The organism is Staphylococcus equorum (assembly GCF_029531845.1).
In the GTDB taxonomy this organism is placed as follows: Bacteria; Bacillota; Bacilli; order Staphylococcales; family Staphylococcaceae; genus Staphylococcus; species Staphylococcus equorum_C.
Map to the genome: position 1 here is coordinate 1 of NZ_JAMBPV010000002.1, position 20,097 is coordinate 20,097.

At 32.2% G+C, this 20,097-nt stretch carries 16 protein-coding genes and 2 pseudogenes; 17 read left to right on the plus strand and 1 reads right to left on the minus strand.

Translation table 11 applies throughout. The features are described 5' to 3' along the window. The first annotated feature begins 338 nt into the window (after nt 1-338). Nucleotides 339-1,319: a hypothetical protein gene (locus tag M4L39_RS02320; RefSeq protein WP_277580569.1), complete on the plus strand. Its 981-nt coding sequence runs from the start codon at nt 339-341 to the stop codon at nt 1,317-1,319. 77 nt (nt 1,320-1,396) lie between these two features. On the opposite strand, the gene M4L39_RS02325 is transcribed toward M4L39_RS02320, so the two are convergent. After that, on the minus strand, nt 1,397-2,269 hold the full coding sequence (locus M4L39_RS02325) for an HTH domain-containing protein (RefSeq protein WP_277580570.1): 873 nt from the start codon (nt 2,267-2,269) through the stop codon (nt 1,397-1,399). Nucleotides 2,270-2,705: 436 nt separating this feature from the next. Here M4L39_RS02325 and rbfA point away from each other — a divergent pair, with 436 nt between their 5' ends. The 16 genes and pseudogenes from rbfA to M4L39_RS02400 all read left to right on the plus strand — a co-directional run bounded on the left by rbfA (nt 2,706) and on the right by M4L39_RS02400 (nt 20,051). Next, complete coding sequence (gene rbfA, locus M4L39_RS02330; protein ID WP_031265894.1) at nt 2,706-3,053, plus strand: 30S ribosome-binding factor RbfA; 348 nt, start codon at nt 2,706-2,708, stop codon at nt 3,051-3,053. Between the two features lie 127 nt (nt 3,054-3,180). After that, nucleotides 3,181-4,098 (plus strand): tRNA pseudouridine(55) synthase TruB, encoded by a 918-nt coding sequence (truB, locus tag M4L39_RS02335; protein ID WP_277580571.1) that lies wholly within the window; start codon nt 3,181-3,183, stop codon nt 4,096-4,098. Between the two features lie 13 nt (nt 4,099-4,111). After that, a complete protein-coding gene (locus M4L39_RS02340) occupies nt 4,112-5,083 on the plus strand; it encodes a bifunctional riboflavin kinase/FAD synthetase (RefSeq protein WP_277580572.1) in 972 nt (323 codons plus the stop codon). A gap of 104 nt (nt 5,084-5,187) precedes the next feature. Beyond that, nucleotides 5,188-5,457 carry a 30S ribosomal protein S15 gene (rpsO, locus tag M4L39_RS02345; RefSeq protein ID WP_021338745.1) on the plus strand — a complete coding sequence of 90 codons (270 nt, stop codon included), beginning with the start codon at nt 5,188-5,190 and terminating at the stop codon, nt 5,455-5,457. Between the two features lie 154 nt (nt 5,458-5,611). Further along, nucleotides 5,612-7,711 carry a polyribonucleotide nucleotidyltransferase gene (gene pnp, locus M4L39_RS02350; RefSeq protein ID WP_277580573.1) on the plus strand — a complete coding sequence of 700 codons (2,100 nt, stop codon included), beginning with the start codon at nt 5,612-5,614 and terminating at the stop codon, nt 7,709-7,711. Nucleotides 7,712-8,117: 406 nt separating this feature from the next. Next, nucleotides 8,118-9,791, plus strand: a complete 1,674-nt coding sequence (rnjB, locus tag M4L39_RS02355; protein ID WP_277580574.1) for a ribonuclease J2 — start codon at nt 8,118-8,120, stop codon at nt 9,789-9,791. 307 nt (nt 9,792-10,098) lie between these two features. Next, nucleotides 10,099-10,845, plus strand: a pseudogene (locus M4L39_RS14580) (cell division protein FtsK); the annotation flags it as partial. A 234-nt stretch (nt 10,846-11,079) separates the two neighbouring features. Then, a pseudogene (locus M4L39_RS14585) lies at nt 11,080-12,546 on the plus strand (DNA translocase FtsK); the annotation flags it as partial. Between the two features lie 2 nt (nt 12,547-12,548). Next, on the plus strand, nt 12,549-13,262 hold the full coding sequence (locus tag M4L39_RS02365) for a GntR family transcriptional regulator (protein WP_277580576.1): 714 nt from the start codon (nt 12,549-12,551) through the stop codon (nt 13,260-13,262). Nucleotides 13,263-13,272: 10 nt separating this feature from the next. Beyond that, complete coding sequence (gene yfmF, locus M4L39_RS02370; RefSeq protein WP_277580577.1) at nt 13,273-14,562, plus strand: EF-P 5-aminopentanol modification-associated protein YfmF; 1,290 nt, start codon at nt 13,273-13,275, stop codon at nt 14,560-14,562. Continuing rightward, nucleotides 14,562-15,848, plus strand: a complete 1,287-nt coding sequence (gene yfmH, locus M4L39_RS02375) for an EF-P 5-aminopentanol modification-associated protein YfmH (protein WP_277580578.1) — start codon at nt 14,562-14,564, stop codon at nt 15,846-15,848. Before yfmF ends, yfmH begins: the two co-directional genes overlap by 1 nt. A 1-nt stretch (nt 15,849) precedes the next feature. Continuing rightward, nucleotides 15,850-16,554 carry an elongation factor P 5-aminopentanone reductase gene (gene ymfI, locus M4L39_RS02380; RefSeq protein WP_277580579.1) on the plus strand — a complete coding sequence of 235 codons (705 nt, stop codon included), beginning with the start codon at nt 15,850-15,852 and terminating at the stop codon, nt 16,552-16,554. Nucleotides 16,555-16,717: 163 nt separating this feature from the next. After that, nucleotides 16,718-17,548: a YmfK family protein gene (locus M4L39_RS02385; protein WP_277580580.1), complete on the plus strand. Its 831-nt coding sequence runs from the start codon at nt 16,718-16,720 to the stop codon at nt 17,546-17,548. 33 nt (nt 17,549-17,581) lie between these two features. Further along, complete coding sequence (locus M4L39_RS02390; protein WP_277580581.1) at nt 17,582-17,974, plus strand: helix-turn-helix domain-containing protein; 393 nt, start codon at nt 17,582-17,584, stop codon at nt 17,972-17,974. A 54-nt stretch (nt 17,975-18,028) separates the two neighbouring features. Then, nucleotides 18,029-18,607, plus strand: a complete 579-nt coding sequence (gene pgsA, locus M4L39_RS02395) for a CDP-diacylglycerol--glycerol-3-phosphate 3-phosphatidyltransferase (protein ID WP_277580582.1) — start codon at nt 18,029-18,031, stop codon at nt 18,605-18,607. Between the two features lie 301 nt (nt 18,608-18,908). After that, a complete protein-coding gene (locus M4L39_RS02400) occupies nt 18,909-20,051 on the plus strand; it encodes a CinA family nicotinamide mononucleotide deamidase-related protein (RefSeq protein WP_277580583.1) in 1,143 nt (380 codons plus the stop codon). The last annotated feature ends 46 nt before the right edge of the window (nt 20,052-20,097 follow it).

Consider the following 20,097-nt stretch of genomic DNA (forward strand, 5'->3'; position numbering starts at 1 on the left):
TAATGATATTATTATATATAAAACTAGCGATAAAATGTATGAATTAAAATATAACATGACTCATTTAACAACTTCGAATAGAAATAGAGATTTTAATTCCTCGTAATGATGTAGCTTACTTTAAAAATCAAATTGAAGAAAAACTCTTGAATAGAACAATTTTCACAATAATTAAATTGAATATTAAAAAGGATGGCATATGATTTTTTTATACCATATGTATTTATTTGGTTGCGAATAAGTAAAAATATTATAGTGAAATTTTGGGATAACTATATTACTGACACTCTCTGTCTATGTACTTAATTACAATTAAATGAAACAGGAGGTTATAAAGGATGAGTGAATATTTAAGGGAGATAAATGAATTCTGGCAAGAATATTTGAAGCAATATAACTCTATTTATGATCAAAACACATTGGAACAAATTATAAAAAATGGTGATACGACAGCATTTTTGCATCCACAGGATTTAGCGTATTTTCAAGAGCATTTTGGGAATAACTTTGCTGAAATACCTAGATTTAAAAAAATGATAGATTTTGCAAATGGAAAAATAATTATTGATAAAAATAGACAAAGAATTTTATTAGAAAACGCAGAAATAAACCCTGCGATAGCTAGACCATATTTTGGGAACCCTACTTTAGCTGATATTGTTATATTAAAAAAACAACCTGAAAATGATTTTAAAATGTATGAACCAGACTTACCGGAATCTGTTGCGATAGATTATCGCAGAAGGATATTATTGGATATACAAGGTAGATTAACATTTGATGGAAAGAAGTTATTCTTACCCTATGTAGATAGACATAGATGGTTTATGAAATATTTATATAACGCTTCTTCAACTTTAAAACGTTTTAATATTGATCCGAATAGAGTTATGGTACTTAATTTTTTCCCTTATCAATCGGGGCATACTGCAGGAATACCAAAAGATTTTTTAACATTTAAACATGGATTACCTTCTCAACGAATGAGTTTTGATCTGTTGTTGAAACTTTTAAACGATGATAAACATCGCATATATCTTGTTAGTGAGGAAGAATTATATATTTCGATTCTGAAAAACTTTGCTCATAGTTCGTTATGTGAATATTTAATTGACCATTTATTTGTACTTTCTTCAAAACAAAATCGGCATGTTACTTTATGTAATGTGTTAAGTTATCAAGAACATAAAACACGTTTAAGAAAGAAACAAGAATTGAGTAAAATAGAATATTATAACTGGAATAAAGAGCAAAAGGAAAAACGAGAAAAAGGTAATTCAGATTTTTATAGAAAAATAAACGCATTGCAAAAAATGTAGAACATCAACGCTGAAAGATTGATTTATAAAAAGCCTGTGCTCAACGTAGACGACAGCTAAGTTGAGCACAGGCTTTTTTAAATATTATAGTTTTTAAATAAAGTTTGGATATGTGCTTTGAATTCATCTACATAATGTTGAGGTTCCATTATTGTAATATACTGTGGATACTCATATGCAATCTGAATACTTTCTTTTTTTGAAATAATAATATTTGCATTAGTTCCTAGGTTACTTTCAGTTGTATCTATTATAATGAACTGTCTTTGTATCTCTGGCCAAATAGGATCTTTAATGTGCATGGTTACGCACTGGATATTTGAAAAAATAGCTTTATCAAACACTTCATCAAGTTGATCGATATTTATAATTGAAGATAATTTCAATATGTAGACTTTCCCTTGGTACAAATAAGTAAACCAGTATTTGTTTGAAAAATATCTCGTATATATAGGTATTACTTTTATAGTTAAATTGTGACTTATATGTATTGCAACAAAGTTATTATTTTCAATTGCCAGTTGGAGCCTAAAAATTAATGTGGTTTTGCTCATTTCACGAGTGATTTTGAATTGGCTTAAGAGTTTGTTAGATAGAATTTTTTCAGCAAGATTAGAGTTTGCATTCAGGCCTCTGATAAGATTATAAGTATCTTCATGTATTATCGGTGTGAAATTTTTTAATCTAAATAGCAAGTTAAGCAATCTATTATTTTTAAATTTATATCTGTCGATTCTTAAACAATGTTTTTCAAAATTATTATCGTATATTATTTCCCCATCAAGCCCATGCCACTCATTATCTTCGTATAAAAAATTATTAATATCACTAAAATCCCGTTGAATGGAACGAACGTTGACATTAAGTCGCTGGGCGAGTTCTTCTTTATTGAGTTTTTTTCCATTTAAAAAGCGAGTATAAATATATAAAAGTCTTTCTGGTTTTTCCAATCATTCACAACTCCTAAAAATAAATAAATTTAATTATTAAGTTGTCTTATAGTATAACATTACAATTTATATAATGTGTGAAACTTTATAAAAAACATTTATAAAATTAGGCAAGGTATTTGTATGTCAGAAAATACACTTAAAATAACAGTTGAGCATCATATTAAACACTTGAGAAATTTAAAATAGTTTTTATTGCCTATTAATGAAAAAATGTTTCATAATATAACAGTTAGGAATTAAAATAATGCCTAAGTGTCATAAAATATTTATTTTTTGTTAATGCTGTACAATATAAAATGTACAGAGGTCGAACGAAAGTTTGAAAGATATAACCAACTGAAATAATAAATTTGTTTGACGTTATGAAATGAACTGTCATATAATCTTTAAGTAAGGAAACATTTCCCGGACAAATAAAAAGTGTGAGGTGAATATAATGAATATGAGAGCTGAGCGTGTTGGCGAACAGATGAAACAAGAAATTATGGATATCGCTAATAACAAAGTCAAAGACCCAAGAATCGGATTTTTAACGATTACAGATGTGCAATTAACAAATGATTTATCAATAGCAACGATCTATTTAACAGTATTAGGTAATGAAAAGCAAAAAGAAGATACTTTTAAAGGGTTAGAAAAAGCAAAAGGTTTTATAAAATCTGAATTAGGTTCAAGAATGAGATTACGAATTATTCCTGAATTGAATTTTGAATATGATGAATCAATTGATTACGGAAATAAAATTGAAAGAATGATTCAAGATTTGCATAAAAAAGATTAATTATGATACCAAGCTGGAACAAAATCTTTGTAGATTTTATGTTTCAGCTTTTTTACATAACCCAAAACAAGCTGAGTCATGTTAATATGAGAGTAATGTAAAAAAGAGTATTAAAGGTGGCGTAAAGATGTATAACGGTATTTTACCTATATATAAAGAACGTGGTTTAACAAGCCATGATGTAGTATTTAAATTGAGGAAAATTTTAAAAACAAAAAAAGTTGGACATACTGGCACTTTAGACCCAGAAGTATCAGGCGTTTTACCTATATGCATTGGTGGTGCAACTAAAGTCAGTGATTACATTATGGATATGGGGAAATCTTACAAAGCGACTGTTACAATTGGAAGTAGTACAACTACTGAAGATCAAACAGGTGAAATCCTTGAGCGAATGACAATTTTTCAAGGTGAAATTACAAGTCAGGACATTGATCAAATATTGAATCAATTTGAAGGAACGATTACTCAAATACCACCGATGTACTCATCAGTAAAAGTGAATGGTAAAAAATTATACGAATATGCAAGGAACAACGAAGAAGTAGAAAGACCAGAGCGACAAGTTAATATTATGCATATTAAACGCACATCTGAGCTACACTTTGAAGATGAAAGTTGCCATTTCGATATTTTAGTTGAATGTGGTAAAGGAACATACATCAGAACTTTAGCAACAGATATTGGAAAAGCCTTAGCATACCCAGCCCATATGTCAAAATTAACTAGAATTCAAAGTGGTGGATTTGATGTAGAGGAAAGCCTTACATTAAGTGACGTTGCAGAATTACATGAGCATGACGCGTTACAAGAAAAGTTATTTCCGATAGAATATGGATTAAAAGGTTTAAAACAAATTTTGATTTCAGATGCAGTAGTAAAAAGCAAAATTTTAAATGGCCAAAAATTTTATAAAAATGAATTCACAGAAACAATAGATACGCTTGTGGCATTGATAGATGCTACAGATAATAAAGTCTTAGCAATTTATGCGCCACATCCAGAAAAAAAAGACGAAATTAAGCCTAAGAAGGTATTTAACTAAAGGAGAAATACGCATGAAAGTGATAGAAGTAGCTCATCCAATTCAAGCAGATCAATATATAACAGAAGACGTTGCCATGGCTTTTGGTTTTTTTGATGGCATGCATAAGGGACACGCGAAAGTATTTGATACTTTAGATCAAAAAGCAAAATCAGCAAATTTAAAAAAAGCTGTGATGACATTTGATCCGCACCCTTCGGTAGTTCTAAATCCTGAACGTAAACGTACTGATTATTTAACACCAATACAAGATAAAGTTGAAATATTGGAGTCTTATGGTATAGATTATTGTATCGTTATTAATTTTTCTTCAAAATTTGCAAATGTACCCGCGGAAACTTTCATAGAAGAGTACATTATAAAAAATAATGTTAAAGAAGTAGTAGCTGGTTTTGATTTTACATTTGGCAAATTTGGTAAAGGTAATATGATGATATTAAATGAAATGACTGAATTTAATACGACTGTTGTAAGTAAGCAAGAAATAGAATCCGAAAAAATTTCAACAACTGAAATTAGAAAAGCACTTAAAATGGGTGACTTACAAAAGGCTAATGAAGAATTAGATTATCGCTATCGTATTAAAGGTACAGTTGTTCAGGGTGAAAAACGAGGTAGGACAATTGGATTTCCTACAGCAAATGTTCAACCAAGTGGGGATTATGTTTTGCCTAAAAATGGTGTTTACGCAGTAAGTATGGAAATTGGGGCGAATAAAAAGGTATATCGAGGTGTCGCAAATGTTGGTGTGAAACCAACATTTCATGACCCCTCTAAAGCCCAGGTAGTCATAGAAGTGAATTTATTTGATTTTAATGAAAATATTTATGGAGAGCGTGTCACTGTATTTTGGCACCATTATTTGAGACCAGAAATTAAATTTGATGGTATAGATCCTTTAGTAGAACAAATGAATAAAGATAAAGAAAAAGCGAAATACTTATTATCGGTTGATTTTGGAGACGAAATATCATATAATATTTAAGTCGAATGTGTTTTACACATTTAAGGCACCTTTATCTTGGCAGTCCGAGTCTCCAACGGTTCGCTCGGTTAAAGGCGCATAAAAATAAAAGGAGGAAATTGACTATGGCAATTTCACAAGAACGTAAAAATGAACTAATTAAAGAATACCGTACACACGAAGCGGATACTGGATCTCCAGAAGTACAAATCGCTGTGTTAACTGAAGAAATCACTACATTAAACGAACATTTACGTCAACACACGAAAGATCACCATTCACGTCGTGGACTATTAAAAATGGTAGGTCGTCGTAGACATTTACTTAACTATTTACGTGACAAAGATGTACAACGTTACCGTGAATTAATTAAATCATTAGGTATCCGTCGTTAATTTTAATATGGATATTGATAGGGAAAGAACCTTTAGGGTCCTTTCCCTTTTTTATAATCTAGAAAGCATATTATTTAAAAAGTAATATACTAATATAAAATTTTTCTAAGAAATGATATGATATAACTAATAGATATATGAGAGGAGATTCGTAATGTCTCAAGAGAAAAAAGTTTTTAAAACTGAATGGGCAAATAGATCATTAACGATTGAAACAGGGCAACTTGCTAAACAAGCTAACGGTGCCGTGTTAGTTCGTTATGGCGATACAGTAGTATTATCTACTGCAGTAGCTTCAAAAGAACCACGCGATGTTGACTTTTTCCCATTAATGGTAAATTATGAAGAAAAAATGTATGCAGCAGGAAAAATTCCTGGTGGATTTAAAAAACGTGAGGGGCGTCCAAGCGACGAAGCAACATTAACTGCGCGCTTAATTGATAGACCAATCCGTCCACTTTTCCCTAAAGGATATAAACATGATGTACAAATCATGAATACAGTATTAAGTGCTGACCCTGACTGCTCTCCAGAAATGGCAGCAATGATTGGTTCATCTATGGCACTTAGTGTCTCGGATATTCCATTCCAAGGACCTATTGCTGGTGTGAACGTAGGCTATGTTGATGGTGAATATGTTATTAACCCAACTGTTGCACAGAAAGAAGTATCGCGTCTTGATTTAGAAGTTGCTGGACATAAAGATGCAGTAAACATGGTTGAAGCAGGCGCAAGTGAAATTACTGAAAGTGAAATGCTTGAGGGAATCTTCTTTGGTCATAATGAAATACAACGTTTAGTTAATTTTCAACAAGAAATCGTTGATCACATCCAACCAGTGAAAAAACCATTCACACCTGTTGAACAAGACGAAACACTTGCAGAAAAAGTGAAACAGCTTACTGAAGCCAATGGTTTGAAAGAAGCTGTATTAACGTTTGATAAACAACAACGTGATATCAATCTTGATACATTAAAAGAAAAAGTGGTTGCAGAATTTATTGATGAAGAAGATGCTAATAATGCTGCTCTAATTAAAGATGTTCATGGCATTTTAAATAGTTTAGTAAAAGAAGAAGTAAGAAGATTAATCGCCGAAGAAAAAATTAGACCTGATGGTCGTAAATCAGATGAAATTCGTCCACTAGAATCAGAAGTTGGCGTATTACCACGAGTACATGGTTCTGGCTTATTTACTCGAGGTCAAACACAAGCACTATCTGTTTTAACATTAGGTTCAATGAGCGAGTATCAAATTCTTGATGGTCTTGGCGAGGAACAACAAAAACGTTTCATGCATCATTATAATTTCCCTAACTATTCAGTTGGTGAAACAGGTCCAGTTCGTTCTCCAGGACGTCGTGAAATTGGTCACGGTGCTTTAGGTGAACGTGCATTGAGTCATGTTATTCCAGATACTAAAGATTTCCCTTATACTGTAAGAATTGTGAGTGAAGTATTAGAATCCAATGGTTCATCTTCACAAGCGTCAATTTGTGGTTCTACGTTAGCATTAATGGATGCAGGTGTTCCTATTAAAGCGCCAGTAGCTGGTATTGCTATGGGATTAGTAACACGTGATGATAGTTACACTATTTTAACGGATATTCAAGGTATGGAAGATGCTTTAGGTGATATGGACTTTAAAGTAGCAGGTACGCCTGAAGGTATCACTGCAATACAAATGGATATAAAAATTGATGGTCTAACAAGAGAAATTATTAGAGAAGCTTTAGATCAAGCTCGAGAAGGTCGTTTAGCTATTTTAGACCATATGCTACAAACAATTGATACAACACGCGGTGAGTTAAGTGCATTTGCACCTAAAGTCGTTACGATGACAATCAAACCTGAAAAAATCAGAGATGTTATTGGACCTGGTGGTAAGAAAATTAATGAAATTATTGATCAAACAGGCGTAAAACTTGATATTGAACAAGATGGTACAATCTTTATAGGTGCAGTTGATAAAGATGCAATTGCTGAAGCACGTAGTATCATAGAAGACATTACGCGTGAAGCTGAAGTTGGCCAAGTATATGAAGGCAAAGTGAAACGTATTGAAAAATATGGTGCATTTGTTGAATTGTTCCCTGGTAAAGATGCATTAGTTCATATTTCACAAATTGCAAATGAACGTATTGATAAAGTTGAAGATGTATTGAAAATTGGAGATACATTTAAAATAAAAGTAACAGAAATTGATAAACAAGGTCGCGTCAATGCGTCTCATAAAGTGCTTTTATCAAATTAATATTAAATAAAATTGAATTTTATTAGAAACTAGTAAATGATATGAATCGCGTTACGATAGAATGTTTCCTGTTCTATTTTTAAACAGTTTTCATATCAGAGTATACTGGTTTCTTTTTTTATTTAATTCAAGTGCAAATACTAGCAGAATCATTGAATACATAAGTGTATAAGACTAAAGTTTAATTTTTATTGAATTCATAGTTTCTGTTGTAGTAAAAACGTGAATATGAAAATATAAAACAAAACATAGGATTTAGCGACGATTTATAAGTAATTGTTGAATTATTGATATCAATCCCGAACTATTTATAGTAATTACTTTAATAGTGTACATAAAGCCTATTTTAACTTATAATATACTATGAGTTTATATATGGACGGGAATTTAAATAGGAGGTAACATTTTGAGTTTAATTAAGAAAAAAAATAAAAATATTCGTATAATTCCACTTGGCGGAGTTGGAGAAATTGCGAAAAATATGTATGTCGTTGAAGTAGACGATGAAATGTTCATGTTAGATGCAGGACTGATGTTCCCAGAAGATGAAATGCTAGGTGTGGACATTGTTATTCCTGATATTCAATATGTCATTGAAAATAAAGATAAATTAAAAGGTATATTTTTAACGCATGGTCACGAACACGCTATCGGGGCTGTCACATATGTATTAGAACAAGTAGATGCACCTGTATACGGTTCTAAATTGACAATTGCGTTAGTTAAAGAAAATATGAAAGCACGTAATGTTAATAAAAAAGTAAGATACTATACTGTAAATAATGAATCAGTTATGCGTTTTAAAGGGGTAAACATTACATTTTTCAATACAACGCATAGTATCCCAGATAGTTTAGGCGTATGTATTCATACATCGTATGGTGCTATCGTGTATACTGGTGAATTTAAATTTGACCAAAGTCTTCAAGGTCATTACGCACCAGACTTGAAAAAAATGACTGAAATAGGTGAAGCAGGTGTATTTGCGCTCATCAGTGATTCCACTGAGGCGGAAAAGCCAGGTTATAATACACCAGAAAATGTAATTGAATCACATATGTATGATGCGTTTACCAAAGTAAAAGGCAGATTAATTGTTTCTTGTTACGCATCGAATTTTATACGTATTCAACAAGTATTGAATTTGGCTCAGAGATTGAATAGAAAAGTTTCTTTCCTAGGTCGTTCATTAGAAAGTTCATTCAATATTGCTAGAAAGATGGGTTATTTTGATATTTCTAAGGACTTATTAATTCCAATTAATGAAGTTGAAAATCATCCTAAAAATGAAGTTATTATTATTGCAACTGGTATGCAAGGCGAACCAGTAGAAGCATTAAGTCAAATGGCTCAAAAGAAACATAAAATAATGAATATTGAACAAGGGGATTCTGTATTTCTAGCAATTACTGCTTCTGCAAGTATGGAAGTCATCGTTGGTAACACGCTTAATGAATTAGCGCGTGCTGGTGCAGAAATCTTACCTAGTAGCAAAAAAATACACACTTCAAGTCATGGTTGCATGGAAGAATTGAAGATGATGATCAACATTATGAAACCAGAATACTTTATACCAGTAAATGGTGAATTTAAAATGCAAATTGCTCATGCAAAATTAGCAAATGAATCGGGCGTACAACCTGAGAAAATCTTCCTTGTAGAAAAGGGTGATGTTGTTAACTATGATGGTGACGAAATGATTTTAAATGAAAAAGTGAATTTTGGTAACGTACTTATCGATGGTATTGGTGTTGGAGACGTAGGAAATATCGTTCTAAGAGATCGTCATTTATTAGCAGAAGATGGTATCTTTATTGCGGTCGTAACACTTGATCCGAAAAATAGACGAATTGCAGCTGGACCAGAAATTCAATCTAGAGGTTTCGTTTATGTCAGAGAAAGTGAAGCTTTACTAAATGAAGCTGAAGAAAAAGTGCGTGAAATCGTTGAACTAGGACTACAAGAGAAACGAATTGAATGGTCTGAAATCAAACAAAGTATGCGTGATCAAATTAGTAAATTATTATTTGAAAATACGAAACGTCGTCCAATGATTATTCCAGTTATTTCTGAAATTTAATAGTTTCCATACTAAACAAAGAGGTTAAGACAAACGCTTAGGTAAACATATTTAAAAGTAGATTGCAGTTCTATTGTTATATCTTAAATATGACATGCAAGCAACCTTTAAATCCACTCAAAGCGAACATTGTCTTACCTCTTTTATGTTATTATAGAATACAAATATACTTTATTTATACAATAGTACTGATATAAAAAACCTAAATACATATTTTTTACGATAAATAACAGTGACTTACATCACAATAAAAGGGTATATAACTAAAATAAAATTGAAATCAGAGTTAGAAAAGTAGGTGTGGAGCGTGGCACAAACAAAAAAGAGAACTACAACTAAGAGAAAACCAACAAATACAAGAAAGAAAGCAACAAATAAAAAGAAAAAACAAAGCGACAGCCCTATGAGATACGTTTTTGCTATTATCGGCTTTGTATTAATTGTACTAGGCGCGTTTCAACTTGGAATTATTGGAACAATGATAGATAGTTTCTTGAACTATTTATTCGGTAATAGCCGTTTCTTAACATATATATTACTGTTTATAGGCACAATATTTATCACTTATTATAAAGCCTTGCCAAAGACAAGACGCACAGTTGGTGCTTTTATATTACAATTCGCACTATTGTTAGTGACACAAATTATTTTTTACTTTACTAATAATGCACAAGCTCAGAGAGAACCGGTATTGTCATTTGTCTATAAGGCTTATGAACAGACAAACTTCCCTAATTTTGGTGGAGGATTAATAGGATATTATTTATTAACTTTATTCACTCCTTTAATTTCTATTGTTGGTATTATTATTGTGACAATTTTATTGATTGCTTCAAGTGCAATTTTACTTTTAAAACAAAGTCACCGTGATGTGTCGAAAATTGTATTTGAAAAGATGAAAATTAAAAGTCAAGATGCTTCAGTAAACTTAAGAGAAAAAAGAAAACAAAATAAAATTAAAAAAGATGCTAAAACGCGTGTGAAAGCAGAGAAAAAAGCTAAATTGCAAGCACAACAAGCAGCTACTCAGGATGAATCACATAATAAAGTTAAAGATGTAAGTGATTTGCCTGAAGTTTCAAGTTCAACTACTGAACAACAATCCATACCTATATATGGTCATGGTGATAATGATGATGACAGCACTCAACCTACGCAAAATAAAAAACATAAACGTAGTCAACAGATGATAGACCAAAAAGGTGCCGATGGGCAAACGCCATCACAACAAAGTTCTAAAGAGGAACAAGCTTCATTAGATCAGTTGATAGATGAAGCAGAACAACTGTCAGATGAAGAAGGCGCAAATTCTATATCTGAGGCTGGTGAGGTTGAAAACGAAGCATATACGATACCACCGTTATCCTTGCTCAATCAACCTGCTAAGCAAAAAGCTACATCTAAGGCAGAAGTACAAAAAAAGGGACAGTTACTTGAAACAACGCTCAAAAACTTTGGTGTTAATGCTAGAGTAACCCAAATAAAAATTGGCCCAGCAGTTACGCAATATGAAATACAACCCGCGCAGGGTGTGAAAGTGAGTAAAATCGTTAATTTACATAATGATATTGCTTTAGCACTAGCTGCGAAAGATATCCGTATCGAAGCACCGATACCTGGACGTTCGGCTGTCGGTATAGAAGTACCGAATGACAAAGTTTCACTCGTTTCATTAAAAGAAGTATTAGATGAGAAGTTTCCCGCTAAAAACAAATTAGAAGTGGGATTAGGTAGAGATATTTCAGGTGACCCGATTACGGTTGAATTAAATAAAATGCCACATTTACTCGTAGCAGGTTCTACTGGTAGTGGTAAGTCAGTTTGTATCAACGGTATCATTACAAGTATTTTGCTTAATGCTAAGCCACACGAAGTAAAACTTATGTTAATTGATCCAAAAATGGTAGAGTTGAATGTATATAACGGTATACCTCATTTGCTTATACCTGTTGTGACAAATCCACATAAAGCGTCACAAGCACTAGAAAAAGTAGTTGCTGAAATGGAAAGACGTTACGATTTATTTCAACATTCTTCAACTAGAAATATTGAGGGTTATAACGAAGCAATTAGACGACAAAATAAGGAACTAGAAGAGAAAAAATCTGAGTTGCCGTATATTGTGGTAATTGTTGATGAATTAGCAGACTTAATGATGGTTGCAGGTAAAGATGTGGAAAATGCAATTCAACGTATTACTCAAATGGCACGTGCAGCAGGTATTCACTTAATTATTGCAACACAACGCCCATCTGTAGATGTTATAACTGGTATAATCAAAAATAACATTCCGTCAAGAATCGCTTTTGCTGTGAGTTCACAAATTGACTCTAGAACGATTATAGATAGCGGCGGTGCAGATAAGCTACTAGGTAAAGGTGATATGTTATACGTTGCAAATGGTGGTTCTACAAGAACACGTGTACAAGGTGCATTTTTAAGCGATCAAGAGGTACAAGATATTGTTAATTATGTTGTTGAACAACAAAAAGCGAATTATGTTAAAGAAATGGAACCAGATGCACCAGTTGAAAAATCAGAAATGAAAAGTGAAGATTCACTTTATGATGAAGCATATATATTTATAATTGAACAACAAAAAGCCAGTACTTCCTTGCTACAAAGACAGTTTAGAATTGGTTATAATCGAGCTTCAAGATTGATGGATGATTTAGAACGGAATCAAGTTATTGGACCACAAAAAGGTAGCAAACCTAGACAGATACTTGTGGATTTAGATAGTGATGAGGTGTAAATATGGAACTTACTTCTGTGTATAAAGTTAAAGAGTGGATGATCCAACAAATTAAAGAAGGTAAATTGAGTCCCGGAGAGCCATTGCCAAGTAATTTAGCAGTGGCTAGAACACTAAACGTTAAAACAGATGACGTTTATGATGCTGTGGATGAATTGATTACAGAGCAAGTATTATCTAATAATTTAGGGGAAGGTGCGAGTGTTAAATCACTGCACCCATTCTTCTATCCTTTAGGTGAACTAGTAAGTATTAGTCAAATGATAGAACAACAAGGCTTTAACGCTAGGACAGAATTTATAAGTTTAGATGAAAAACCAGCTACTTCATTAGATGCGTTAAGATTAAATATTCCTGATAAAGCTTCTGTAACCATTATAGAGCGTGTCAGACTAGCAGATCGACAACCAGTAGTATATTGCTTAGATAAAGTACCTGCTGATGATTTAACGTGTGCCCAGTATCAGAATAGTGATGAATCTTTATTAAATGCGATTGAAGCTTATGCTAATAAAAAAGTTGCCTATGCAAATACAGAAATTGAGGCAATTAGTTACGAACCTCATATCTCGGATGTACTAGATGCATCACCGCATGAAGGGCTTATGCTTTTGAAATTAATACATTATGATAACAATGATCAACCAATACTTTATTCTTTTAATTATTTCAAAAGTAGTTTAGTAAAATTTAAAACGGTTAGAAATAGAATATAAAAACAAAATTATGAAAGCGAGGCATGACAATTTGAAGATAGATAAACAGCAAAATGACTTGCATATAAAAGTAATGCCAACAGCAAAGTTTAAAACAACCACAATCACACTGAAATTTATGGCGCCATTAGACAGTGAAACAATGACAGCACGTTCATTATTGAGCAAAGTACTCGTTCGTGCGACAAAACAATGGCCGACGGATAAAGCATTTAACCAACACTTATCACAATTATATGGTGCTTACGTCAATAGTTTTATTTCAAAATTCAAAGACAAGCATGTAATTACAATATCTTTAGAAATCGTAAATGAACGTTATTTAAAAGATCAAACGCCATTATTTGAAAAAGGTTTAGATCTACTAAAAGAAATGATATGGAATCCGTTAATTACAGATGGCGAATTTGATGAAACTTTTGTTGCACAAGAAAAATCTTTATTAACAAAAAAATTAGACGCTATAGTTGATAATAAATCACAAATTGCATTTTTAAATTTATTGAAAAACATGTTTGGAGACCAACCTTATCGCCATATAGCGTCAGGTCAAGTAGAATACATATCAGGCATAACACCCAAAAATTTATATCATACATATCAATCTATGCTACAAGATGACTACTGCGCGGTTTATGTAGTAGGTAATGTAGATGAGCAAGCAGTAAAATCACAAATTCAAACATATTTTGATCTTAAACCTTTTCAATTTGAATTATCACAAGCGGTGCCAACACCACTCACTCATGATTTACCACAAGAAATTATTGAAACAGATGTAGTGGACCAAGCCAAATTAAATATGGGATATAAATTTCCAGCAAGATATGGAGATCCACAATACTTTGCTATGGTCGTATTAAATGTCATGTTCGGCGGCGATCCATCGTCCGTATTATTTAATGAAGTACGTGAGAAGCAAAGCTTAGCTTATTCAATACATTCTCAAATGGATGCTAAAAACGGTTTTATGTTTGTACTTAGTGGTGTTTCAGCTGACAAATATGAAATAGCTAAAAATACAATTATAGCTGAATTTGAAAAATTTCAACAAGGTCAGTTTGATGACGATAAATTAGAACTAGCTAAAAAAGTTATTATTTCCCAACGTCAAGAATCTCATGATAGACCGAAAAGTATTATAGAAATTTTAAATAATAATATATTACTTGATGAAGATATGTCAGAAACAAGTTTTATTGAAGGTATACAAAATGTGTCTAGAACAGAGATTCAGCAATTAGCACAAGAAACAATATTAGATACAATCTACATTTTGACGAAAGGAGGTAATGACTGATGAATGAAAAATATTATAAACAAATAGACGAAAAAGTTTATGAAGCGGAGTTAAATAATGGTCTCAAGTTATTTATTATCCCGAAAAAAGGATTTCAAAAAACCTTCGTAACATACACAACACAATTTGGTTCATTAGATAATAAATTTAAACCACATGGTACCGATACATATGTTACAGTTCCAGATGGTGTAGCACACTTTTTAGAACATAAATTATTTGAAAATGAAGAAGAAGACTTGTTTACTGCTTTCGCGGAAGACAATGCTCAAGTTAACGCATTTACCAGCTTTGATCGTACAAGCTATCTATTCAGTGCTACTGATAATGTAGACCGCAATATCAAACGTTTATTAACGATGGTAGAAACGCCTTATTTTACTAAAGAAACTGTTGATAAAGAAAAAGGAATCATTGAAGAAGAAATTAAAATGTATCAAGAACAACCCGGCTATAAACTAATGTTCAATACATTGAAGGCGATGTATGAAACACATCCAATCCGTGTGGATATTGCAGGTAGTGTTGAAAGCATTTATGAAATAACTAAAGACGATTTATATCTATGCTATGAAACATTCTATCATCCATCAAACATGGTATTATTTGTTGTCGGTGATGTAGATGCAGATCACATTTATGAGGTCATTGCTGAGCACGAAAATAAAAGGGACAAAGTGAATCAATCACAAATTGTCAGAGATGCATTAGATGAAAAAAGCGAAGTTAATGAGTTCAATGTAACAGAATCAATGAAACTTCAATCACCAAGATTAATGCTTGGTTTTAAAAATGAAATTTTAAAAAATGAACCTAACAAAGCGTATGTTAAACGTGATTTAGAAATGACACTATTTTATGAGATGGTATTTGGAGAAGAGACAGATTTCTATCAAAAGTTGCTTAATCAAGATTTAATAGATGAAACATTTGGTTACCAATTTGTTTTAGAACCAACTTATAGTTTTTCAGTTATCACGAGTGCAACTCAATACCCGGATAAATTGAAAGCATTATTATTAGCTGAGTTAGAAAATACACAAGGTAAACTAAGTGATGAAGAAGCCTTTAGTTTATTGAAAAAACAATTTATTGGAGAATTTATCTCAGGTTTAAATTCACCAGAGTACATTGCTAATCAATACACAAAACTTTATTTTGAAGGTGTAAGCTTATTCGACTTATTAGACATTGTTGAGAGTATCACTTTAGACAGCGTAAATGAAACAGCAAAAGCATGTTTAAATTTAACTCAAGTTGTAGATAGTCGTTTGGAGATGAAATAAAATGAAAGCGTTGGTTATGGGTGGATCTGGCACAATTGGTTCTGCAATTGTCGATCGTCTATTAACGGATGGATATGAAGTCATCGTACACTATAATAAAACAAATATAGAAATTCTAAAAACACGCTATGAACAAAAGTCAGTACAATTTGTACAATGTGATTTAACTCAATGTAATGACTTAGAAAAAACTTTTGGTTTTATAAAGAATTTGGATTGTTTAATTTATACTAGCGGTTCAGCTTTATATGGACATTTACAGGATATGACAGATGAAATGATCGATTTGAGTTATCAAATACATGTGCGTCAATTTATAAGAACCAGTAGATATTTTGTTGATCAATTAAGACAAAGTACCAATGGTAGAATCATCGTTATCTCATCTATTTGGGGTGAAACTGGCGCAAGCATGGAGACTGTTTATTCAGCTATGAAAGGTGCACAAATTAGTTTTGTTAAAGCACTTAGCCAAGAGTTAGCTATGACAAATGTCACAGTCAATGCTATCGCACCTGGATTTGTAAGTGGCAACATGACTCAAGTTTGGACAGCAGCTGAACTTAGTGAATTAACAAGAGAGCTGCCACAACAAAGATTGATTGCGCCTGAAGAAGTTGCACATACGTGTAGTTATTTATGCCATCCATTAGCAAAGAGTATTACTGGAACGATACAGAAAGTAAATGGGGCATGGTATTTATAAATTTTAATATTGTGTAAAAAAATAAGCCAACTATGAAACATTCAATGATATAATAACAGTACAATAAATCACATGATTAAAAAAAGTGATATTAATAGATGTTTCTTGAGCACCAGTCTATTATAAAATAACCGTTGTTTTTAAACTAAGGGGTGTTTATTTCATGACAGTAGCTACTAAAAAAGAATGGTATTTAGAATATGAGATAACGTTGAACAGGTCAGGTTTATTAGGTGATGTATCTAGTCTGTTAGGTATGATGGGTATCAATATTGTAACAATCAATGGTGTTGATGAAGGTCGCAGAGGTTTACTCATTAAGTCTGATAACTTAGAAAAAGTGAGTAGATTTGAAAATATTGTCACGGAAATTGATGATATCTCTATTACTAAATTACGTAAGCCTGAACTTCGTGATCGATTGGCAGTAAGACATGGCAGGTACATAGAACAAGATGCTGATGATAAAAAAACATTTCGTTTTGAAAGAGAAGATTTAGGTTTGCTCGTTGATTTTATGGCAGAGTTATTTAAAGAAGAAGGTCATAAATTAATAGGAATTAGAGGTATGCCTAGAGTTGGAAAGACAGAATCTATTGTTGCTGGTAGTGTCTGTGCGCATAAACGTTGGTTGTTCATCAGTTCTACATTAATCAAACAAACTGTGCGTAGTTCATTAATTAAAGGTGAATACGATTCTAATCATGTTTATATAATTGATGGTGCAGTCACAGCAAGAGAATCTAATGTAAAACACCAAGAATTAGTAAAAGAAGTTATGAGTTTACCGTCTATCAAGGTGGTAGAGCACCCTGACTTATTTGTCGAAACAAGTGATTATGAAATGAGCGACTTTGATTATATTATTGAATTAAGAGAAAATAAAAACCAAGAAATTCATTATGAAGAAATGAAGAAACAAACTGTTAAAAGTAAAAACAACCTAGACTTTGGTAATGATGAATTTGGTGGCGGATTTGGTTTCTTTGAATAAAAAAATGACTAGTTATCAAGGAGGACTGACGTCGTGAACACAGTTGGTCAAACTTTAAAGGGACGCCGAGAACGTTTAGGTATGACTTTAAATGAATTAGAAACGCGCACACAGATAAAACGTCAAACATTGACTTTGATAGAAAATAATGATTTTGAATCTTTGAATAAGGTTGATTATGCAGAAGGTTTTATTAAAAAATATGCAAAAGCCGTTAATATTGATTCTGTGCAGTTAATCAAAGCGCATAGAGACGAAATTCCTAATAATGATGAAAGCATGCAAGAGACGATTGAAGCTTTTTCTAAAGAAAATAAGCCAACATATCGCAGTAAGAATAAAGAACCGTTGCAAGTAGCTGTTATAGTAAGTGTTGTTATTATCATTACAGCATTATTATGGGTCTCAGCTGTTTTACTATTATAATCGGTTAATGTATAAGGCAACGATTAAGTTATAAAAAAGAAAAGAGGACTTCTTATGAATATACCGAATTGGATAACTGTTTTTAGAGTTATACTAATTCCAATATTTCTTCTATTTGCATTGGTAGATTTTGGATTTGGTGACATTTCATTTATCGGTGGCAATGAAATTAGAATAGAATTATTAATTAGTGGTATTATTTTTATTATCGCGTCGTTAAGTGATTTTGTTGATGGCTATTTAGCAAGAAAATGGGAACTTGTAACAAATATGGGGAAATTCTTGGACCCATTAGCTGATAAATTGCTCGTTTCAAGTGCTTTAATCGCACTTGTGCAAATTGATTTAACAAATTCAATCGTTGCGATTATTATCATTGCACGTGAATTCGCTGTAACAGGATTACGCTTATTACAAATTGAGCAAGGTTTTGTAAGTGCTGCAGGGCAATTAGGTAAAATTAAAACTGCTGTGACGATGGTCGCAATTGTTTGGATTCTCCTAGGTGATCCTTTAGCGACTTGGATTGGTTTTGAACTAGGACAAGTTCTGTTATACATCGGTGTATTCTTCACAGTATTATCTGGAATTGAGTACTTCTATAAAGGTAGAGATGTATTTAAAGCGAAATAACTCGACGTTAACTGTGTTAATGTCTACCTTTGCTAAAAAAAATTAAGCGCTATTATATAGCAAAACAGTCCAAAATGATGAAATTTGGGCTGTTTTTATTTTATTTGACAAAATAATACAAAAATCGATTTATTAAGATGTACGAATCTTTTTAAAAGTTATAAAAATCTAATCCTTAGTTTTTTGAAGAATTTAGATTTATAATTAAGTTTACCGAAAAATAATTTTGCGCTCGCTTTTAAGTGCATAAAAAGTATAAAATAAAGTGAATCATGTAACTAAGTGTTGAGGAGGAGAAGTTGTGAAGATATCTATCATTGCAGTAGGATCAGAATTATTATTAGGGCAAATAGTTAATACCAATGGTCAATATTTATCAAAATTGTTGAATGATGTAGGACACAGTGTGGTAGAACATACTGTAATAGGTGATAATCCAGAGCGATTAGAAAGAGTGATTAAAGCATCACTTAACCATTATGACACTATTATACTTACTGGTGGCTTAGGGCCAACAAAAGATGACCTAACTAAACATACGGTTGCTAAGGTATTAGACCGAGAATTAGTTATTGACGAACATGCTTTGAAATACATTGAACAATTCTTCGAAGAACAGAATATTGAAATGACTCCAAATAACCGCCAACAAGCGTTAGTTATAGAAGGTTCACATGTATTAGAAAATAAAGTCGGCATGGCGCCAGGTATGTTAGTAGATCAAGATGAAAAGCGTATTGTATTGTTGCCAGGTCCACCAAGAGAAATGCAACCTATGGCTAAAAACGAACTTTTGCCATTCTTCTTAAATGGTGAAAGTACTATATTCTCAGAATTATTGCGTTTTGCGGGCATCGGCGAATCTAAAGTAGAAACAGTATTAATGGATTTAATAGATGGACAAACAAATCCTACGATTGCACCATTGGCTGGAACGCATGAAGTTAATATTAGATTAACAGCAAATGGGGATACGCAACGCGAATGTGAGCAACTTATCGCTCCGATTAAGTCAGAGATTTTATCACGTATCGGCGAATATTATTATGGGTCTGATGATATACTACTGGAACAATCCCTAATGGATGAAATTGATCAATCATTTGCAATATATGACGCTGTTACAGATGGAGAATTATATTCTAGGCTGAATAATTTTAATACCTCACAATTGCTTCAAGGTATGTTACCACATCATACGCAATTTATAGATGAACATGATACAATTGAAACTCAACTTTCTGTCTCTGCAAATATCGTTAAAGATTTGTACCAAACAGAAGTAGGCATTTCAATAATGTATCAAAATGATACAATTTATTTAGGCATTTTAGAAAATGAGCGACTTGAAATTCAGTCCTTTAAAATGACCCAAAGAAGAAATTTAATAAAAAGCAGAACTCAAAATTATGTATTAATACGATTACTAAATTGGTTTAAATAAGCATTTACAGGCTACGAAAAATCAAAAACATAGCACGTGTGTTCTG